Origin of the sequence: Streptomyces cyaneofuscatus (assembly GCF_033109485.1) — a bacterium.
GTDB classification, from domain to species: domain Bacteria; phylum Actinomycetota; class Actinomycetes; order Streptomycetales; family Streptomycetaceae; genus Streptomyces; species Streptomyces cyaneofuscatus.
The window spans coordinates 729,927-748,352 of sequence record NZ_CP137002.1 but is presented as its reverse complement, the minus strand read 5'-3'; the positions used below and the strand labels follow the sequence as shown (position 1 = coordinate 748,352).

General features: G+C 72.3%; 15 protein-coding genes. 9 read left to right on the top strand and 6 right to left on the bottom strand.

The genetic code is table 11. From position 1 onward, the window contains the following. The first annotated feature begins 69 nt into the window (after positions 1–69). The 3 genes from R2B67_RS03055 to R2B67_RS03045 all read left to right on the top strand — a co-directional run bounded on the left by R2B67_RS03055 (position 70) and on the right by R2B67_RS03045 (position 4,883). Positions 70–1,188 (top strand): NADH:flavin oxidoreductase, encoded by a 1,119-nt coding sequence (locus tag R2B67_RS03055; protein WP_317816321.1) that lies wholly within the window; start codon positions 70–72, stop codon positions 1,186–1,188. 271 nt (positions 1,189–1,459) lie between these two features. Then, complete coding sequence (locus R2B67_RS03050) at positions 1,460–2,584, top strand: serine hydrolase domain-containing protein (RefSeq protein WP_317816320.1); 1,125 nt, start codon at positions 1,460–1,462, stop codon at positions 2,582–2,584. 238 nt (positions 2,585–2,822) lie between these two features. Continuing rightward, positions 2,823–4,883 carry a phosphocholine-specific phospholipase C gene (locus tag R2B67_RS03045; protein ID WP_317816319.1) on the top strand — a complete coding sequence of 687 codons (2,061 nt, stop codon included), beginning with the start codon at positions 2,823–2,825 and terminating at the stop codon, positions 4,881–4,883. 99 nt (positions 4,884–4,982) lie between these two features. On the opposite strand, the gene R2B67_RS03040 is transcribed toward R2B67_RS03045, so the two are convergent. From R2B67_RS03040 to R2B67_RS03030, 3 genes are all read right to left on the bottom strand, one after another. After that, the gene (locus tag R2B67_RS03040; RefSeq protein ID WP_317824767.1) at positions 4,983–5,891 is read right to left on the bottom strand and encodes a DUF2510 domain-containing protein; all 909 of its coding nucleotides are present in this window, start codon (positions 5,889–5,891) and stop codon (positions 4,983–4,985) included. 83 nt (positions 5,892–5,974) lie between these two features. Continuing rightward, positions 5,975–6,661 carry a response regulator gene (locus R2B67_RS03035; RefSeq protein WP_317816318.1) on the bottom strand — a complete coding sequence of 229 codons (687 nt, stop codon included), beginning with the start codon at positions 6,659–6,661 and terminating at the stop codon, positions 5,975–5,977. 2 nt (positions 6,662–6,663) lie between these two features. Further along, the gene (locus R2B67_RS03030; protein WP_317816317.1) at positions 6,664–7,638 is read right to left on the bottom strand and encodes a HAMP domain-containing sensor histidine kinase; all 975 of its coding nucleotides are present in this window, start codon (positions 7,636–7,638) and stop codon (positions 6,664–6,666) included. Between the two features lie 359 nt (positions 7,639–7,997). On the opposite strand from R2B67_RS03030, the gene R2B67_RS03025 reads away from it, so the two are divergent. The 5 genes from R2B67_RS03025 (at position 7,998) to R2B67_RS03005 (ending at position 12,389) form a co-directional block, all read left to right on the top strand. After that, a complete protein-coding gene (locus R2B67_RS03025) occupies positions 7,998–8,321 on the top strand; it encodes a DUF3040 domain-containing protein (RefSeq protein ID WP_317816316.1) in 324 nt (107 codons plus the stop codon). 230 nt (positions 8,322–8,551) lie between these two features. Next, on the top strand, positions 8,552–9,283 hold the full coding sequence (locus R2B67_RS03020) for a FadR/GntR family transcriptional regulator (RefSeq protein ID WP_317816315.1): 732 nt from the start codon (positions 8,552–8,554) through the stop codon (positions 9,281–9,283). Between the two features lie 129 nt (positions 9,284–9,412). Next, positions 9,413–10,183 (top strand): (Fe-S)-binding protein, encoded by a 771-nt coding sequence (locus R2B67_RS03015; protein ID WP_109980465.1) that lies wholly within the window; start codon positions 9,413–9,415, stop codon positions 10,181–10,183. Beyond that, on the top strand, positions 10,180–11,760 hold the full coding sequence (locus R2B67_RS03010) for a lactate utilization protein B (protein WP_317816314.1): 1,581 nt from the start codon (positions 10,180–10,182) through the stop codon (positions 11,758–11,760). Before R2B67_RS03015 ends, R2B67_RS03010 begins: the two co-directional genes overlap by 4 nt. Then, positions 11,757–12,389: a LutC/YkgG family protein gene (locus R2B67_RS03005; RefSeq protein ID WP_317816313.1), complete on the top strand. Its 633-nt coding sequence runs from the start codon at positions 11,757–11,759 to the stop codon at positions 12,387–12,389. Before R2B67_RS03010 ends, R2B67_RS03005 begins: the two co-directional genes overlap by 4 nt. Positions 12,390–12,454: 65 nt before the next feature. Here the strand turns inward: R2B67_RS03005 and R2B67_RS03000 are convergent, their stop codons facing one another. From R2B67_RS03000 to R2B67_RS02990, 3 genes are all read right to left on the bottom strand, one after another. After that, a complete protein-coding gene (locus R2B67_RS03000; protein WP_317816312.1) occupies positions 12,455–14,401 on the bottom strand; it encodes a DUF2264 domain-containing protein in 1,947 nt (648 codons plus the stop codon). A 150-nt stretch (positions 14,402–14,551) separates the two neighbouring features. After that, positions 14,552–15,049 carry a hypothetical protein gene (locus tag R2B67_RS02995; RefSeq protein WP_317816311.1) on the bottom strand — a complete coding sequence of 166 codons (498 nt, stop codon included), beginning with the start codon at positions 15,047–15,049 and terminating at the stop codon, positions 14,552–14,554. 130 nt (positions 15,050–15,179) lie between these two features. After that, positions 15,180–15,659 (bottom strand): DUF309 domain-containing protein, encoded by a 480-nt coding sequence (locus R2B67_RS02990; RefSeq protein WP_317816310.1) that lies wholly within the window; start codon positions 15,657–15,659, stop codon positions 15,180–15,182. A 111-nt stretch (positions 15,660–15,770) separates the two neighbouring features. Here R2B67_RS02990 and R2B67_RS02985 point away from each other — a divergent pair, with 111 nt between their 5' ends. Further along, entirely contained in the window at positions 15,771–18,425 is a 2,655-nt protein-coding gene (locus tag R2B67_RS02985; protein ID WP_237328971.1) for an ATP-binding protein, read from the top strand. Position 18,426: the final 1 nt, after the last annotated feature.

Sequence of the window (18,426 nt, the reverse complement as noted above, 5' to 3'; positions counted from 1 at the left end):
CCTCGCTCCGTCCGGGCGTTGGCGTCGAGTGGAGCATTTCCCAGCCGACGAAGATGAACAGGACTTGACGTGACCGACCTCGAATCCGGCCGCGCGGCCGCGTCTCTCTCCCGCCCCTTCACGGTCCGCGGACTCACGTCGCGCAACCGGATCGCCATGGCTCCCATGACCCGGCAGTTCTCCCCCGACGGGGTCCCCGGCCGGGACGTGGCGGACTACTACGCCCGACGGGCCGCCGGTGGGGTGGGCCTGATCATCACCGAGGGCACCTACATCGACCACGACTCCGCCGGGACCAGCGACCGGGTCCCGCGCTTCCACGGCGAGGACGCCTTCGCGGGCTGGGCCGGCGTCGTCGACTCCGTACACGGGGCGGGCGGTACGGTCATCCCGCAGCTGTGGCACGTGGGTGTCACGCGCACCGAGGGCGCGCCCCCGGTGGCGGACGCCGAACCGGTGGGCCCCTCGGGAGTCTCCCTGACCGGCGAGCCCAAGGGGCGCGCCATGACGCAGCAGGACCTCGATGACGTCATCGCCGCGTTCGCCGACGCAGCCGCCGCCGCCGAGCGCCTCGGCTTCGACGGCATCGAACTCCACGGAGCCCACGGCTACTTGATCGACCAGTTTTTGTGGTCCGGCAGCAACCGCCGTACCGACGCCTACGGTGGCGACCTCGTCGCCCGTACCCGGTTCGCGGCCGAGATCGTCGCCGCCTGCCGGGCGGCGGTCTCCGACTCCTTCCCCCTCTTCTTCCGTATGTCCCAGTGGAAGATGCACGCCTACGAGGCCAAGCTCGCGCAGACCCCCACCGAACTGGACTTCCTGATCACGCCGTTGGCCGAGGCGGGGGTCGATGTCTTCCACGCCTCCACCCGCCGCTACTGGCTCCCCGAGTTCGACGACTCCGACCTGAACCTGGCCGGCTGGGTGAAGAAGATCAGCGGCAGGCCGACGGTCACGGTCGGTTCGGTCGGCCTGGACGGTGACTTCTTCGGCGCCTTCGCGGGCAACGGCTCCGCGGTCACCGGCGTCGACCGACTGCTGGACCGGATGGAGAGCGACGAGTTCGACATGGTCGCCGTCGGCCGCGCCCTGATCGCCGACCCGGAGTGGGCGGCCAAGACCCTGAGCGGGCGGACCGGGGACATCACCCCGTTCGGTGCGGAGATGCTGAAGGCCCTTCGCTGAAAGCGCAGTTGGCGGGGCGGACCGGAGCGGGAACGAGGCCGAGGTCGGGCCGGGCTCGGCGGGAAGCGTCGCGTACTTGGCCGAATGCGATGTTTATCGGAGCGAATTCCTGAAGGCCGGTCCGTCGGCCGCCGGGTCCGGTTCATACTCGGGCCTGCGGGTGCCCCGGCCGTTCATTGTGGCAGGTGCATGGCGATCGGCTGTCGGTGGCCCGCCCCTTGCCCGTGCGCCGGCGAACGCCCTGTTTCCGGACCGAAGAGGAACACACGCCGTGAAGTCGCAGACGTTACGCCTTCCGCTCGCGCTCGGCCTCGCCTCCGCGCTGCTGGCCTTCCCGACGGCCGCGCACGCGAAGCCGGCCGAGGACCACGCCCCGACCCTGGCGGCCCTCAAGGCGCTCCAGGCGAACGCGGGCCCCGGAGCGGGCGTCCACGCCGGTGACGGATCCACGTCCTGGACCCTCTCCACCGGCACGGGCACCGTCAACCAGAACCGGCCGATCCAGCCGGACGAGCGCTTCCGTGCCGGGAGCCAGACCAAGACCTTCGTCGCCGTCACGGTCCTGAAACTGGTCGAGCAGGGTGCCTTCTCGCTGGACGAGCCGATCGGCGGCCTGCTGCCCGGCGTGGTCACCGGCAACGGGTACGACGACACCGCCATCACCGTGCGCCACCTCCTCCAGCACACCAGCGGTATCCCCACCAACGGGCTGCCCCTCCCGCAGGCCGGTCCGGACGGTACGTACACGCTGGCCGCCCTGGTGAAGGACGGGCTCCGCTTCGCCCCGGCCGCGGCTCCGGGAGCCGCGTTCCACTACTCCAACACCAACTACGAGATCCTCGGCCTGCTCATCGAGAAGGTGACCGGGCTGCCGGTGTACGAGGCGGTCACCACCACGGTCATCCGTCCCCTCGGCCTGCCCCGGACCAGCTTCCCGGCGGCCGGTGACCGCGCCGTACCCGAACCCGCCGTGCACGGCTACCGAGGCGCCCGGATCGGCGGCTTCTTCTTCTGGCTGGACGGAACGGTCTACGAGCCCAGCAACTTCTACGCCTCCGGCGCCGTCATCTCCACCCTGAAGGACCTCACCGCCTTCTACCGGGCGCTGATCGGCGGTGAGGTGCTCACGCCGGCTTCCCTGGCGGAGCTGGAGAGGACGGTCCAACCCGGAGCGCCGGGTGTGGAGTACGGGCTCGGCATCACCGCGTACGCCCTGTCCTGCGGTGGCAAGGCCTGGGGCCACAACGGTGCCGTGCCGGGCTACTTCACCCAGACACTGGTCACGAAGGACGGCCGGCACGCCTCAGTGGTGACCAATGCCCACCTGGTGACCAATGTGCCCAACGCGCAGATGATGAAGGTCCTGGACACCGCCCTGTGCGAGCCCCGCGACTGACGCGCACACGGCTGACGCGCACACGGCTGACGCGCACACGGCTGACGCGCACACGGCTGACGCGCACCCAACCCACGCACCCCCGACCCACGCACCCCCGGCGAACGGCCGAGCCCGGTGTCCCGTGTCCGGCCGTACCGCCCGCATTTACCGGCCCGTCACGACCCCTTCCCTTCTGTTCGGTTCTCTTGGAGCATTCTGTTCGCTTCTGTTCCCCCACTCCAAGAGGCCCCCACGCATGACTGAGATGAATCGGCGCCGGTTTCTGCAGATCGCCGGTGCGACGGCGGGATTCGCCGCTCTGTCGGGCAGCATCGACCGGGCCGCGGCCATACCCGCCCACCGGGCCAGCGGGACGATCCAGGATGTCGAGCACATCGTCGTCCTGATGCAGGAGAACCGTTCCTTCGATCACTACTTCGGGGCGATGAAAGGGGTCCGCGGGTTCGGCGACCCGCGGCCCGTGACTCTGCCGAGCGGAAAGTCCGTGTGGCACCAGGCGGACGCCGCGGGCAAGGTGACGCTGCCGTTCCACCCGACCGCCGACGACCTGGGCATGCAGTTCCTCCAGGGCCTCAACCATGACTGGCCGGGCGGCCAACGGGCTTACAACGGGGGCCGTTACGACCGGTGGGTACCGGCCAAGACCCCCACGACCATGGCCTACCTCACCCGCGAGGACATCCCCTTCCACTACGCGCTCGCCGACCGCTTCACCGTCTGCGACGCCTACCACTGCTCCTTCATCGGAGCCACCGACCCCAACCGCTACTACCTCTGGTCGGGTTACACCGGCAACGACGGCGCGGGCGGCGGCCCGGTGCTCGGCAACGAGGAGCAGGGGTACGGGTGGCAGACCTATCCCGAGCGGCTGGAGGAGGCCGGGGTCTCCTGGAAGGTCTACCAGGACATCGGGGACGGGCTGGACGCGGCGGGGCGCTGGGGCTGGATCGATGACGCCTACCGGGGCAACTACGGCTGCAACTCACTGCTCTACTTCCACAAATACCGCAATGCCCGGCCCGGCGACCCGCTGTACGAGAAGGCGCGCACCGGCACCGACGTGAAGGCCGGCGGTGGCTACTTCGACGCGATCGCCGCCGACGTACAGGCCGGGAAGCTGCCGCAGATCTCCTGGGTCGCCGCCCCCGAGGCCTTCAGCGAGCACTCCAACTTCCCCTCCAACTACGGTGCCTGGTACATCGCGGGGCTGCTCGACGCCCTCGCCTCCGACCCCGAGGTCTGGAGCAGGACCGCCCTGTTCATCACGTACGACGAGAACGACGGCTTCTTCGACCACGTCGTCCCGCCCTACCCGCCGGCCTCCGCCGCCCAGGGCCTCTCCACGGCCGACACCACCACGGAGGTCTACCCGGGCGGACCCTCCTACGGGCCCGGCCTCTACGGGCTGGGCCCGCGTGTGCCGATGTTCGTCATCTCGCCCTGGAGCACCGGCGGTTACGTCTGCTCCGAGGTCTTCGACCACACTTCCGTACTGCGCTTCATGGAACAGCGCTTCGGCGTGCACGAGCCGAACATCTCGCCCTGGCGGCGGGCGGTCTGCGGCGACCTCACCTCCGCGTTCGACTTCGGCCGCACCGAACCCGCCCCCGACGACCTGCCGGACACCTCCGCGTACGAGCCCCCGGACCGCGAGCGCCACCCCGACTACCGGCCCGTCCCGCCGGCCGTCGGCGCCATGCCCGCTCAGGAACCGGGCAGCCGCCCCACCCGGCCGCTCCCCTACGAGCCTTACGTCGACGCGGCCGTGGAACCGGACAGCGGAAAGATCGCGCTCACGTTCAGCCCGGGGACGGCGGCCGGCGCGCAGTTCTACGTCACCTCCGCCAACCGCACCGACGCCCCGTGGACGTACACCGCCGGCGCGGGCCGGACCCTCACCGACCGCTGGAACTCCGCCTACTCCGGCGGCAGCCACGACCTCACGGTGCACGGCCCGAACGGCTTCCTGCGTACGTTCCGGAGCCCGGGCGCCACCGCAGGACCCGAGGCCACCGCCCGCCACAACGCCACCAGCGGCAACCTGGACCTCACGCTCACCAACTACGGCGCCGCGGACGCCGTACTGACGATCGCCAACGCCTACGGGGGAGCGGAACAGACGGTGACCGTACGGCCGGGCGCCACGGTTTCCCGCACGGTCGACCTGCGGGCGGGCAAGCGCTGGTACGACGTGTCCGTCACCGCTGACGCCGAACCGGGCTTCCTCCGCCGGTTCGCGGGCCATGTGGAGACGGGGGCCGCCGGAGTCAGCGACCCGGCGACCGTCACCGGCTGAGGTGCGTCGGGAGACCGGCTGAACGCGGTGGGAGCCGGGCCGGACCCCGTGGTCCCGCCCGGCTCCCGTACACGGTCCGGCTCCCGTACGCGGTGGGGGTCAGGCGGCTCCGCCGTTGCCCGCTCCCGCGCCCGACGCGGCCTTGATGCCCTTGACGATCTCGTCCAGGACGGACAGCTTCGGCGCGTCCTTGTTGATGTCGAAGCCGGACCGGACCACCACGAGCATGTCCTTGGAGGCGGGGGAGGGGAACACCAGCGATTCCACGTACCCGTCGTCGCCCTTCTCCGTCACCACCTTCCACCGCACCGCGTAGCCCTTCTGCCCCGCCACGGTGACCGCGCCGGACCTGATCTCCTCGTGCGAGGTGATCTTCCCGTAGGAGTCCCCGCCGTAGGACTCCTCGGCGTTGACGGCGATGTCCTTCTTCGCCGCATCCTCCGCCGTCCCGGCCGTGAGCTTCAGGGCCACCGCGGGCGCCGAGAAGACCCCTCCCCGCACACACGTCTTGCCGGCGCCGCCGGGGCAGGGGTGCTCACCCGTCGTCAGACCGGCGCCGACCGCGGCCGACTTGCCCGTCCACCCCTTGGGCACCGGCAGGCTGATCCCGGCCGCCAGGTCCGTGGCGTAGCCCGGCTCCGTCGGCGGGAGCTGCTCGCCGGGGCCCTGGGAGCCGCCGCCGTCCTCGCCGTCCTTGTCACCTTCGCTCCCGTTCCCGCCGTCCGGTGCGCCGGACCCCTCGGGGGCGGGCGGGGGCGTGGACGGTGAGGCGACCGCGATGCCCGGCCGGCCCCCGTCGTCCTCGCGCAGCAGGTACATCCCGCCCCCGATCGCGGCGAGCACCACGGCGCCGACGATCGCGCCGACGCCGATACGGATGCCACGGCGGCGCACGGCGGCGGGTGACGGGCGGACGTGGCCCGTCCACTGCGCTCCGTCCCACCAGCGTTCCTGATCGGGGCCTTTACCTGAATGCCCGGGGTCTGGATGCCAGCCGGGCGGGGTCATCTGGGTCACGGGTGCACTTTATGCGGGCAGAGTGAGAATCACATGAACTGCCTGCCGCGCGAAGGGCTGACCCGGGCCGGCGGTCACGGTTCGATCAGGCCCGCGCGGATCGCGTACCGGGTGAGCTCCAGGCGGTCGCGCAGCCCGAGCTTCTGGAGCAGATTGGCGCGGTGCCGCTCCACGGTCTTGACGCTGATGACGAGCAGCTCGGCGATCTCCTTGGAGGAGTGGCCCTCGGCGACCAGCTTGAGGATCTCCTCCTCGCGTTCGGTGATCGCCCGGGCCGGCAGGTCCTCGCCGTCCTTGGCCCGGTCGAGGAAGTTCCGGATGAGCGCCGTGACCGCGCCAGGGTAGAGGAACGGCTCGTCGCGCATCGCCGCCCGGCAGGCCTCCACCAGGTCCCGGTCGGCCACCGACTTGAGGACGTACCCGGCCGCCCCCGTCTTCAACGCCTCGAAGAAGTACTGCTCGTTGTCGTACATCGTGAGCATCAGGATGCGCAGCCCGGGCAGCACCCGGGACAGCTCGCGCGCCGCCTGCAGGCCCGTCAGCCGGGGCATCGCGATGTCCAGGATGGCCAGATCCGGCCGTTCGGCGCGGGCCATCTCGATGGCCTCGGCGCCGTCGCCGGCCTCGGCCACGACCGTGAGGTCCGGCTCGCCGTCCAGGATCAGCCGGACCCCCCGGCGTACCAGGGCATGGTCGTCGGCCAGCAGGATCCGGGTCGGCGCGGCGGGGCCCCGGGAGGGGGACGGGGAGGAGAGGGGCATGGTCACCGGCTTCCGTTCCGGACGGGCACATCGTGACGTACTACGGGTACATCGAGCCGTACTTCGGTACCGCCCTGCGGCCCCGCACCGAGGAACAGTTCGGCGCCGATCAGCAGGGCGCGCTCCCGCATACCGCGCAGCCCCGCGCCCTCGGGGGTGTCCCCGAGGCCCCGGCCGTCGTCGCGGATGCGCAGCTCCACCCCGCAGGGGCTGCTGCGCAGGGAGAGCTCGAGCCGTGACGCGCGGGCGTGGCGGACCGTGTTGGTGAGCGCCTCCTGCGCGATCCGGTAGATGACCAGCTCGGCCTCGGCGTCCAGTTCGGGCAGGTCCTTGCCCATCTGCCGGCGGATCGTCAGCCCGTCGGGCGTCGGCGTCTCGGTGATGAGCGCCGTGAGGGCGCTGACCAGACCCAGTTCCTCCAGCACCCCGGGGCGCAGCCGGCGGGCGATCCGGCGGATCTCGTCCAGGGAGCCGCGGGTGATCTCCTGGACCTGCCGCAGCTCGCCGCGGAGCGGCTCGGGGGCGTGGTCGGCGACGCGCTTGAGTTCGAGGAGGACCGCGGTGAGGGTCTGCCCGACCTCGTCGTGGAGCTCCTGGGCCACCCGGCGGCGCTCGGCCTCCTGGGCGGAAAGCGCGCGGGCGCTGCTGGTGGCGCGTTCGGCCTCCAGCCGGTCGAGCATGGTGTTGAACGTCTCGATCAGGGCGGCGATCTCGCCGTGCCCGGCCACCTCGGGGCGCGGGCTCGGGCGCAGCAGGTCGGTCGTGGTCATCGCGCGGGTCACCCGCTGGAGCGGGAAGAGGCCGAGCCGGAGCAGGGCCGCGTTGGCGGCGAGCATGAAAGCGATCCCCCCGGTCAGGATCATCGCCTCCGTCAGCAGGACCGGCGTGGAGATGGTGATCGGGCCGAGCAGCAGCAGGGCGCCCGCGGCGACGAGCACAGCGGCGTTGAGCAGAAAAATCCGCCAGAACAGGGACAAGGGAGCACGGCCTCCATCGGACGTCGCAGCGGTCGCGGGCATTGCGGGCGTCGACACGGGCGACGCGCGCGTTCGTAGGCGTTCGCGGGCGTTGACGTGGGTGTCGACAGCCTCCACTATCGTCGCTGCGCGCGGGAAACACGCCGTCGCCCGGATGCGCCCGCCCCGGCGGTGGGAGGGGCGTACGGCCCACCGTGCGTCTGCATGGTGCGCACCCCCGGATATGGGTGCTGCCCCCGATAGTCCTTCCGGACGCCCCCGCCGATCATGAACTCAGGGCCCGGGGGGCCCTGCCCGTGCCGCACCACCGGGCCGGCGCCGGAGGGGCCGAGAGGTCTCCGTACCGGGAGGGAGACACCATGCCCACGTACGACGAACGGCTGCGCGCCCTTGAGGAGCAGCTGCATCGCGACGACCCCGGTTTCGCGGCGGCGATGGCCGACGGCACCCCGCGCAGCCCCCGCGAGTACCGCCGCCGCAACGCCTGGCTGGCGATGGCCTTCGGGCTCACTGCCCTGGGCATGGGCATCGCCATCGGCCACGGACTCCTGATCGCCACCGGGCTGGTGGTGGCGGGAGCGGCCGCCCACCTCTTCGACCCGCAGCGCGGCCGTCTGCACGGCAAGGACATCCCGAGCACCCCCGGGAACCCGAGCACCCCCGGGAACCCGGGAGCCCCCTGAAACCTGGGAAACCCGCGAACTCACTGACGCGCGGCGCCCGCACCGCCGCTTCCCCCGGCCCCTCCGCACGGGCCGGCCGAGGCCCCGACCGCCGAACCGGTCGGGGCCTTCGTGCGCTCGGAGAATGGGACCTCTGTTTGGTCCTACCTCTGAAGGGTGAAAGGTCCGACCACACCGCATGTGTGACATACGCTGAACGCCCTGGAACCGGCCGAGGCAGGGAGTGGCGGATGTCCGTCGAATGGCAGCCCGTGCGGCAGTCCCGCACGCACGAACTCGTGCTCAGCTCCATCGAGGAGCGGGTCTTCGCCGGTGAGCTCAAGGCGGGCGACCGCCTCCCGCCCGAGCGGGAACTGGCCCCCGTGCTCGGCGTCAGTCGGTCCGCCCTGCGTGAGGCGCTGCGGGTGCTGGAGACCATCGGCGTCCTGGCTGCTCAGCCCGGCCGGGGCCCGGACGCCGGGGCCCGGATCGTGCGCAACCCGGACGACGCCCTGGGCCGGCTGCTGCGGCTCCACTTCGCCCTCGGCAGCTACAGCCTCCAGGACGTCCTGGAGGCCCGGATCGTCCTGGAGCGGTCCAGCTTCGAGGCCGCCGCCGGCCACGCGTCGTCCGAGGATCTCGACGAGGCGGAGGAACTGGTACGGGGGATGGCGGAGCCGGGCGTGGGAGTGGGCGCGTTCAATGACCTGGACACCCGCTTCCACGTCCTGATCGCCCGCAGCTCCGGCAATGCCCTGACCTCCACCCTCACCTCCGCCGTACGGGAGTCGGTGCGCCCGCTGATCCTGCGTGCCCTGGAGGGGGTCGAGGACTGGCCCGCCACCGCCCGCGCTCTCAACGCACAGCACCGAGCCCTCCTGGCGCTGGTGCGCGAGGGGCGGGGTGCTGAGGCCGCCGACCTGGTGGAGCAGCACATCCGGGGGCTGCACGGAACGCTCGTGGACGATCCGTTCGGGCCGTAGCGGCGGGGGAGGGGCGGGTGCGCGCCGCTCCGACCGGTCCGGCGTGGCCCGTTCCTTCAACGGACCGAGCCTAGTATGGTCCGACCATAAAAACGTCGTAGTGAAATCGGAATCCGCCGGGGAGGCCCTATGCGCATCGGACTCTTCGCCACCTGCCTGGGCGACACGCTCTTCCCCGACGCGGTGCGCTCCACCGCCGTCCTGCTCACGCGCCTGGGCCACGAGGTGGTGTTCCCGCCGGAGCAGACGTGCTGCGGGCAGATGCACATCAACACCGGCTACCAGCGTGAACCCGTCCCCCTGGTCCGGAACTTCGCCGAGCAGTTCGGCGACGCCTCCATCGACGCGGTCGTGATGCCGTCGGGTTCGTGCGCCGGTTCGGTCCGCCACCAGCACGCGATCGTCGCCGACCGCTACGGGGACGCCGCCCTGCGCGCCGGGGTGGCCGTCGTCGCGGCGAAGACGTACGAGCTCTCCGAGCTCCTCGTCGACGTCCTCGGGGTGACCGGGGTCGGCGCGTACTTCCCGCACCGGGTGACGTACCACCCGACCTGCCACTCGCTGAGGATGCTCCGCGTCGGCGACAGACCGCTCCGGCTGCTGCGTGCCGTCGACGCCATCGACCTCGTCGAGCTGCCCGGCGCCGATTCCTGCTGCGGGTTCGGCGGGACCTTCGCCCTCAAGAACGCCGAGACCTCCACCGCGATGCTCCACGACAAGCTGGCCGGCATCGCCACCACCGGGGCTGAAGTCTGCACCGCCGGCGACTCCTCCTGCCTGATGCACATCGGCGGAGGCCTCTCCCGCATCCGCTCCGGCACCCGTACCGTCCACCTCGCCCGGATCCTCGCCGCCACCCGCGCCACGCCCGACGTCCTGACGGAGGCCGCCGCCGTATGAGCACGTTCCTCGGCATGCCCGCCCGGCCGCCCCGCTCCCCGTACGGCACCGGCAACCTGCGCGGCGACGAGCCCTTCCCCCGCGCCGCCCACCAGGAACTGGGCAACGGACAGCTGCGTCGCAATCTCCACAAGGCCACCACCACGATCCGCGCCAAACGCCTGAACGTCACCGGCGAGCTCCCCGACTGGGAGGCCCTTCGCGACGCCGGCTCCGCCATCAAGACCGATGCGATGAACCGGCTGCCCGAACTCCTGGAACAGCTGGAGCGCAAGGTCACCGAGCACGGTGGCACGGTCCACTGGGCGCGCGACGCCGCCGAGGCGAACGAGATCGTCGCCCGGCTGGTGCGGGCCACCGGCAGCAGCGAGGTCATCAAGGTCAAGTCGATGGCCACCCAGGAGACCGGGCTCAACGAGCACCTGGAGTCGGCCGGCATCACCCCGTACGAAACCGACCTCGCCGAACTCATCGTGCAGCTCGCCCACGACAAGCCGTCCCACATCCTGGTGCCCGCGATCCACCGCAACCGGGACGAGATCCGGCAGATCTTCCTGGACCGCATCCCCGGTGTCGACCCGGAGCTGGACAACGTCCCGGCCAACCTCGCGGCCGCCGCCCGTGCCTATCTGCGGCAGAAGTTCATGACGACGAAGGTCGCCGTCTCCGGCGCCAACTTCGGCATCGCCGAGACCGGCACCCTCTCCGTCGTCGAGTCCGAGGGCAACGGCCGTATGTGTCTCACCCTTCCCGAGACGCTGATCACCGTGATGGGCGTTGAAAAGGTGTTGCCGCGCTACCAGGATCTGGAGGTGTTTCTCCAACTGCTGCCGCGTTCCTCAACCGGTGAACGCATGAACCCCTACACCTCGTTGTGGACCGGGGTGACCCCCGGCGACGGCCCCCAGGACTTCCATCTGGTGCTGCTCGACAACGGGCGTACAGCCGCGCTCGCCGACGCGATCGGGCGCGCGGCGCTCAACTGCATCCGCTGCTCGGCCTGTCTCAACGTCTGCCCGGTCTACGAACGGACCGGCGGCCACGCCTACGGCTCGACCTACCCCGGCCCGATCGGCGCCGTCCTCACCCCGCAGCTCGCCGGGATGCACGCGGCCGACGACGACCCCAACAGCTCGCTGCCGTACGCCTCCAGCCTCTGCGGGGCCTGTTTCGACGCCTGCCCCGTGAAGATCGACATCCCGTCGCTGCTGGTGGAGCTGCGCCACCAGCACACCGAACAGACCGGCACCACACCGGAGAAGCTGGCGATGAAGGCGGCCGCCGCGGTGATGAAGAGGCCCGCGCTGTACACGGGCGCGCAGAAGGCGGCCGGCCTCGGCCGCGCGGTCGCGGGACGCGACGGGACGATCTCCCGCCTGCCCCCGCCGTTCAACGGCTGGAGCGACAGCCGTGACACGGCGGCCCCGCCCCGGCAGACCTTCCGCGCCTGGTTCGCCTCCCACGAGGGCCGCGCCGCGCTCCGGGCAGCCGCCGACGAACACGACCGGGGCCAGGCAGGATCCGACCAGGGGCCAGGAGAACCTGACCGGAACCAGGGAGAGGACGGGACCCGGTGACGAGTGCCCGCGAGACCGTGCTCGGCCGGGTCCGCGACGCCCTGGCCCTGGCCCCGGCGCCCGCCACCGTCGTCCCCCGCGCCTACCGCACCGGCCGGGCCCTCCCTGACCCCGAACGCCTCGCCCTCTTCACCGACCGGCTCCTCGACTACCGGGCCGAGGTCCACCCCTGCACCGACGACCGCACGGCGCAGGTCGTCGCCGAGGTGCTGCGCGACCACGGCGCCCGCCGGACCGGGGTGCCCGCCGGACTGGATCCGCGCTGGCTCGACGCGTACGACGGTGAGGTGTGCCAGGACGCGGCGGACATCCCCGCGCCCCGACTGGACTCCCTGGACGCGGTGGTGACCGCATCCGCCGCCGGCTGCGCCGAGACCGGCACGATCTTTCTGGACGGTTCGCCCGACCAGGGACGCCGGGCGCTGTCGCTCGTCCCCGATCTGCACCTCTGCGTCGTGGACCTCTCCTCCGTCGAGGCCGGGGTGCCCGAGGCGGTGGCCCGGCTGGTGCCCGAGCGGCCGACGACCCTGATCAGCGGCCCTTCGGCCACCTCGGACATCGAACTGGAGCGGGTGGAGGGCGTGCACGGCCCCCGCACCCTGGTGGTGGTGATCCGTACCGACAGGTGACCGGACTGATAGGCGACCGCACTGATAGGCGACCGTATCGACAGGTGAGCGATCTATGGTCCGACCTATGAATGATCCACCGTGACAGCCCCCCGACCGAAGACGATCCGCGTCCTCACTCCATCCTCCGCCCAGCAGACCTCGACCCCGACACCGCCCGAGTCACCGCTCGAGTAACCGTCCTCGTCCGGACCGGGTCGTACGTGCGTCGTGTCCACGACCGGCTCCAACGGCCCGGCCTCCGGTTCCGCCGTGAGCGACGCGAGGGCCACCAGCACCACGTCCCCCGCCACGTCGGCGGCCAGCCGGGGCAGCACCGCCCAGCGGGTGAACGCCGTGCCCTGCGGGGCCCGTACCTCCTCCGGTGCCGCCCAGCCGTGGAGCCCGTACAGCTGGGAGCGCACCGGCCCGCCGGGCTCCGTCGCCCAGCCGGTCAGTTCGGCCCGTGCCCCGTCCGGCGCACCGAGCACCCGGTGCACCCGCAGCTCGTACCGGCCCCGTGCCACCGTCACGCTCTCCACCCGGAGGCCGGGGGCGGTGGAGGGGCCCGCCGGGAACACGGGTGTGTGCCAGGACCCGGCCCAGCCCCAGCCGTCGCCGTGTCCGGCCCCGAGCGGGTGGATCCGGCGCCGGGTGCTGCGTACCCCGCCGACCGTCACGGAGAGGTGGTTGTCCGCCGGGTTCGCCGCCGAGGTCGGTCCGGTCACGGTGGAGTAGGCGAGCCGGGCGTAGTGCGGGTCCGTGCCGGCACCCGGCTCGCCCTCGTCCGAGCGGACATGGTCGCTGCCGTGGTTGTGGAGCCGCACCACGCCGTCCGCCCGGGTCGACTGCATCAGGAACCCTGGTGCCGGTACGGACAGCACCCGGTCCGCGCCCTCGCTCGGAGCCGCCTCCTCCACCGACGTCCACAGCGGGTGCCCGGCGGGAGCCAGCAGCGCGACGAACGCCTTCGACGCCCAGTAGGGCGACGCGGGACCGGAATAGGACTGCAGGGTCGCCGGGTGGGGGCCGTGCCAGCCGAGGCTCAGCAGCCCGTCACCGCCGCTCGCGCCCCGCTCCAGGAAGTACCGCAGCGACCCGTTGACCAGCCGCCGCGACACCCCGGGGGAGAGCGGGGTGTGCCCGGAGACCGCGCCGAGACCCACGGCCGCGCTCGCGGCGAAGCGGTAGGTGAGCGAGCGCCCGAAGTGCAGCGGGGCCCCGTCGCCGCCGAACATCAGCGAGAAGCTCTCCAGATGTTCGCGCAGCCGCGCCCCGTGGTGCGCCGACGCGCTGCCGTCGCCCGCCAGATGGGCGTCCAGCACCGGATACAGATGCAGCGCCCACCCGTTGTAGTGGTCGAAGGCGCGCCCGTCCCCGTCGGCGTACCAGCCGTCGCCCCGGTACCAGCCCTCCAGCAGCTCCAGCGCCCGCTCCCGTGCCCGGGCGGTCTCCGCGTCCCCGCGCCCCACCGACTCCAGGAAGCCGGCGACCGTGTACGGGAAGAGGTACCAGTTGTTGCCCGCCGGAAGATGCCGCAGCGCACCCCGCAGCCACAGCTCCGCCCGGTCCTGCACCTCGGCCGACAGCCGGTCCCAGAGCCAGGGCCGGGTGAGGCGCAGCCCGAGCGCGACGGACGCGGACTCCACCATGGGCTGCCCCTGCACATGGTGGTCCAGGATGACCGGCCAGGACTCCGCGTCGTCCCGCCCCGGCGTACGTGTCCCGGACGCGAGCCCCCGCGCGTACCGATCCAGCCATTCGTGCGGGTCCTTCCCCTCGGCCCCGGCGACCCGGAAGGCGGCTGCCAGGAAGGTCCGCGCGTACCCTTCCAGCCCGTCGGAGCGCACGCCGGAGTGCGAGGGAGGGCCCGGCAGGTCGAGCAGCGCCCCGCCGGGGGTGGCCCACCGCCAGGCGGCGTGCAGCAGCCCGTCGGCGGCGGCCTCCCAGTGCGCCCGGGTGTACCCGGTGTACGGGCTCGACGCCCGCTCCTCCGGGGGAAGTTCGAACGAGGGGGAGCGGAAGGTCGTCATACGGGGAGGCCAGGCCCTTCGTGGGGGACACGGTCAGCACCGGAAATCCTGATCGGGTGATCGGAAACGGTCAAGAGGTCGACCAGAAGCCCGCCGAAGCGATCAAACGATCAGGAGGAGGCGACGCCGGAGCCTCAGCCGGCGCCGCGCTCAGGGAAGCAGCAGCCAGTCCGCACCGACGGCGGCCACCAGACCGGCCCCGAGCAGCCAGCTGCCGAGCCTGGTACGGCCGTTCCTGCTGAGTTCGATCACCAGGCCGCACAGGATGAGCGCGAGCCCGTAGACACCCACCACCAGCACCGACGACCGGCTCGCGATCCGCAGGGCGAGGACCACACCCATCGCGACCATGCCCACGGAGGAGAGAACGATCCGCAGCCGCCGAGCCTGACGTGGCGTCAGTCTCTTCGCGAGCTCAGGCTGGCCCTCCGACTCCGATTCAGGCTCCGATTCGGGCGCCGGCTCGGTCTCGACGTCGGTCTCGACGTCGGTACGGGAGGCTGCCGCGGTCTGTGTGTCCTCGCTGTCCGCGGTGTCGTGCGCGTCCTCGGCCGGATCCGCCACCGCCGTCCCGGCTATCGAGGTGTCGGTCTCCCGGTCCTGGCCCTTGCGCTGGTCCCGGTCCTGGTCCTGGTCAGAAGTGCTCATGGAGCCGGATCGTAATGGCTGCGCGGCAGCCCCGTTACCGGAGCCGGGCGTTCCGCCACCGGCCTGGACCGACCCGGACCCGCCCGGACCTCGCCTGCCCTGACCGCCCCGGACCGCGGGGCTGCATCGGCTACCCCAGCAGCCGGGGCGCCTCGGCCGCCGCGTCCACCGTCGGGCCGCTCTCCACCCGAACGGCCAACCCCTGGGCCCAGTCGATCAGCTCGCCGATCCCGATCCCGTGAGGCCGGGCCTCGCCGTACGGGGCGAGCGCGCCCGCGCCCCGGCGCAGCAGTCGCGCCCCGCCCGCCGTGTTGCCGCGCGCGGCATGGGTCAGCCCCACGGCCATCTGCGCGAGCCCCCGCCACAGCTCGCGCTCGCTCGAAGGCCCCGACTTCCAGGCGTCCTCGAACACCTCGTGCGCGTGGAACGGCATCCCCGCGTCCAGCAGCCGCTGTGCCTCCCGCAGTGTCTCGTGCGGTGTGCGGACGACGCCCTCGGGCTGACGCTCGACCCCGGGCGTGCCGTAGGGCAGCGGACGGCCCAGCCCGTCCCGGGGGCGCGCGTTGCGCGCCCGGCCTTCGGTGTCGCGGTCCCTGTGTGTCTCGTTCACTACTCGATTGTGCCTCGCACCTGCAAGGAATCGGCCGAACCCTGTCGGTGAGCACCCGCGCACGACTAGGCTCGTCCGTCGTCACTGCATGCCATTTGGGGAAGGGTGGGCATGAAGCCGTCCCGGCCGTTGTACGAGCGTGAACCGGAACTCGCCGCCGCTGCCAAGGCGGTGGACGATCTGTGCGGAGCGCAGGCCGTCGGCGGGCTCCTGGTCTTCAGCGGGGAGGCGGGGCTCGGGAAGACCGCCCTGCTCGCCGAGATCCGGGCGATGGCCGCCGACCGCTGCACGATCTGGTCCGCCCGGGGCGGCGAGACCGTCACCTCCGTACCGTTCCACGTCGTACGGCAGTTGCTGCAGCCCGCCCTCGACCAGTTCCCGCCCGACGAGAAGCGGGCCCTGTTCGACGACTGGTACGACACCACGGCGCCGGCGCTCGGACTCGCCGAGCCCAGCGGTCCGCAGCCCGACCCGCAAGGTGTCCGGGACGGCCTGGACTATGTCGTCTCCCGGCTCGCCTCGCGCCTCAGCCACCGGCCGTTACTGCTGCTGGTCGACGACGCCCACTGGGCGGACGGCGAATCCCTGACCTGGCTCTCCTCGTTCACCGCCCGCCTCGGCGAACTCCCGCTGCTCGTCGTCCAGGCGTACCGGCCGCAGGAGATGGCCGAACGCAACGCGAGCTACGTCGCCGACCGCGAGGCCGAACGCGGCTCCGACGGCCAGAGCGCGGTCACCCGGGTCGCCCTGCGCGCGCTGACCCCGGACGCCACCGCCGAACTGGCCCGCGCGGCGCTCGGCGAACATGCGGACGACCCGTTCTGCCGCGAGGTCTGGGCCGTCACCGGTGGGAACCCGTACGAGGCCGTCGAGCTGGTCGCCAAGGTCCAGGACCAGGAGCTGGCCCCGGTCGAGGAGTCGGCCGGGCAGCTGCGGGAGCTCGGCGCCTCCGCCCGGGGCAGCGGGCTCGTCGCCCGTCTGGAGCGGCTCGGCACCAACGCCAACCGGTTCGCCTGGGCCGCCGCCGTGCTCGGCACCGACATCTCCCAGGAGCTGGCCGCCACCCTCGCCGGGATGAGTTCGGCGGAGGCCGCCGACTGCACGGCGCGGCTGCGGGACGCCCGTATCGTCAGCGGGTTCGACCCGCTGGAGTTCGTCCACCCGCTGATCGCGACCGCCGTCTACCGCTCCATCCCGCCGGCCACCCGCACCGCGATGCACGGCCGCGCCGCCTGGGCCATCACCCGGGCCGGCCTTGGTGCGGCGGCCGCCTCCCGGCACCTGCTGGAGGTCCACCCGGACGACGACCAGGAGCTGGTCGCCCAGCTCCGCGAAGCCGCGGGCCAGCACCTCGCGGTCGGCGCCCCGGAAGCGGCCAGGCGCTGTCTGGAACGTGCCCTGGAGGAGCCGCCCCGCCCCAAGGACCGCGCGGTCCTGCTGTACGAGCTCGGCTGTGCCACCCTGCTCAGCTCCCCGCCCACCACCGTGCAGCACCTGCGGGCGGCCCTCGACATGCCGGGCCTCGACGACGGCCTGCGGGTCGACGCCACGTTCCGGCTCGCGGCCGCGCTCGCCCACAACAACCAGTTGAAGGACGCGGCGCTCTCGCTGGCCGCCGAGGCGGCCCGTACGGCACCGGGCCCCGGCCTGATGCGGCTGCAGGCCGCGCACTTCATGTGGGAGGGCATGCAGGCCAGCGAGGACGACGGCCCGGCCCGCTCCCGCCGCCTCACCCGCAACGCCGACCACCTCAAGGGCCGCGACAACTCCGAGCGGGCACTGCTCACCCTGCGGGCCTTCGACGCCATGCTGCGCGGCGAGAACGCCCAGCTCATCGTCGACCTCTGCGAACGCGCCCTGATCGACGGCAGCCCCGCCCGCGGCCTCGGCTGGACCGACTCCGAGTGGGGCTTCGAACTGCCCACCATGGTCGGCATCACCTACACCTTCACCGACCAGCTGGACCGGGCCGAGAGTCTCTTCGGCGAAGCGGTGCGGGCCTTCGAGATCTCCGGCTGGAGCGGGGCCCACCTGGCATTCGCACACACCCTGCTCGGCATGGTCCACCGCCGTCGCGGCCGTCTCGCGGAGGCCGAGGGCTTCCTGCGCGAGGGACTCCGGCTCGCCGACCGTGTCGGCTCCGGCCTGCCCGTCCACTGGGACGCCGCGTGCCTGCTCATCGACACGCTGCTGGCCCGGGGACGTACCGCCGAGGCCCGCAAGATCGCCGACCGCTACCACTTCGGACCGCCCTACCCCAGCGCCATGGTGCTGCCGGACGGCCCGTGCATCCTGGGCCGCCTGCTGCTGGCCGAAGGCCGTAAGGAGGAAGCGATCGCCGAACTCGAAGCGGCGGGTGCCGCCCTGGAGCCGCGCGAACGGTTCAACGGCATCTGGGCACCCTGGGCCGGCGACCTCGCCCGCGCCCTGGCCGAGGACGACCCGGCCCGTGCGGCCCACCTCGCGGCCCGCGCCCGGGTGCACGCCGAACGGTTCGGCACGGACACCGCCATCGGCGAAGCCCTGCGCTGCGTCTCACTCTTCGCCCCGCCCGAGGAGGCGGAGCAGCTCCTCGCCGACGCCGTCCGTCACCTGGAGAGGTCCTCCTCCGCCTACGAGCACGCGCTCGCCCGCGTCGACTACGGCATCGCGATCGGCTCGCACCGAGAACTGGCCCGGGCCCAGAAGCAGGCCATGGCCTGCGGAGCCGAGGGACTGGCGGCCCGCGCCCAGAAGGCACGGACGTCGATCCGGTCCTCGGAGTGAG

Excerpts from the sequence above, each read along its gene's own strand:
- R2B67_RS02995 (WP_317816311.1), bottom strand. The coding sequence starts at position 15,049 with ATGAGCACTTCTGACCAGGACCAGGACCGGGACCAGCGCAAGGGCCAG.
- R2B67_RS03000 (WP_317816312.1), bottom strand. The coding sequence starts at position 14,401 with ATGACGACCTTCCGCTCCCCCTCGTTCGAACTTCCCCCGGAGGAGCGG.
- R2B67_RS02985 (WP_237328971.1), top strand. The coding sequence starts at position 15,771 with ATGAAGCCGTCCCGGCCGTTGTACGAGCGTGAACCGGAACTCGCCGCC.
- R2B67_RS03035 (WP_317816318.1), bottom strand. The coding sequence starts at position 6,661 with ATGCCCCTCTCCTCCCCGTCCCCCTCCCGGGGCCCCGCCGCGCCGACC.
- R2B67_RS03040 (WP_317824767.1), bottom strand. The coding sequence starts at position 5,891 with ATGACCCCGCCCGGCTGGCATCCAGACCCCGGGCATTCAGGTAAAGGC.
- R2B67_RS03015 (WP_109980465.1), top strand. The coding sequence starts at position 9,413 with ATGCGCATCGGACTCTTCGCCACCTGCCTGGGCGACACGCTCTTCCCC.
- R2B67_RS03045 (WP_317816319.1), top strand. The coding sequence starts at position 2,823 with ATGACTGAGATGAATCGGCGCCGGTTTCTGCAGATCGCCGGTGCGACG.
- R2B67_RS03020 (WP_317816315.1), top strand. The coding sequence starts at position 8,552 with ATGTCCGTCGAATGGCAGCCCGTGCGGCAGTCCCGCACGCACGAACTC.
- R2B67_RS03025 (WP_317816316.1), top strand. The coding sequence starts at position 7,998 with ATGCCCACGTACGACGAACGGCTGCGCGCCCTTGAGGAGCAGCTGCAT.
- R2B67_RS03010 (WP_317816314.1), top strand. The coding sequence starts at position 10,180 with ATGAGCACGTTCCTCGGCATGCCCGCCCGGCCGCCCCGCTCCCCGTAC.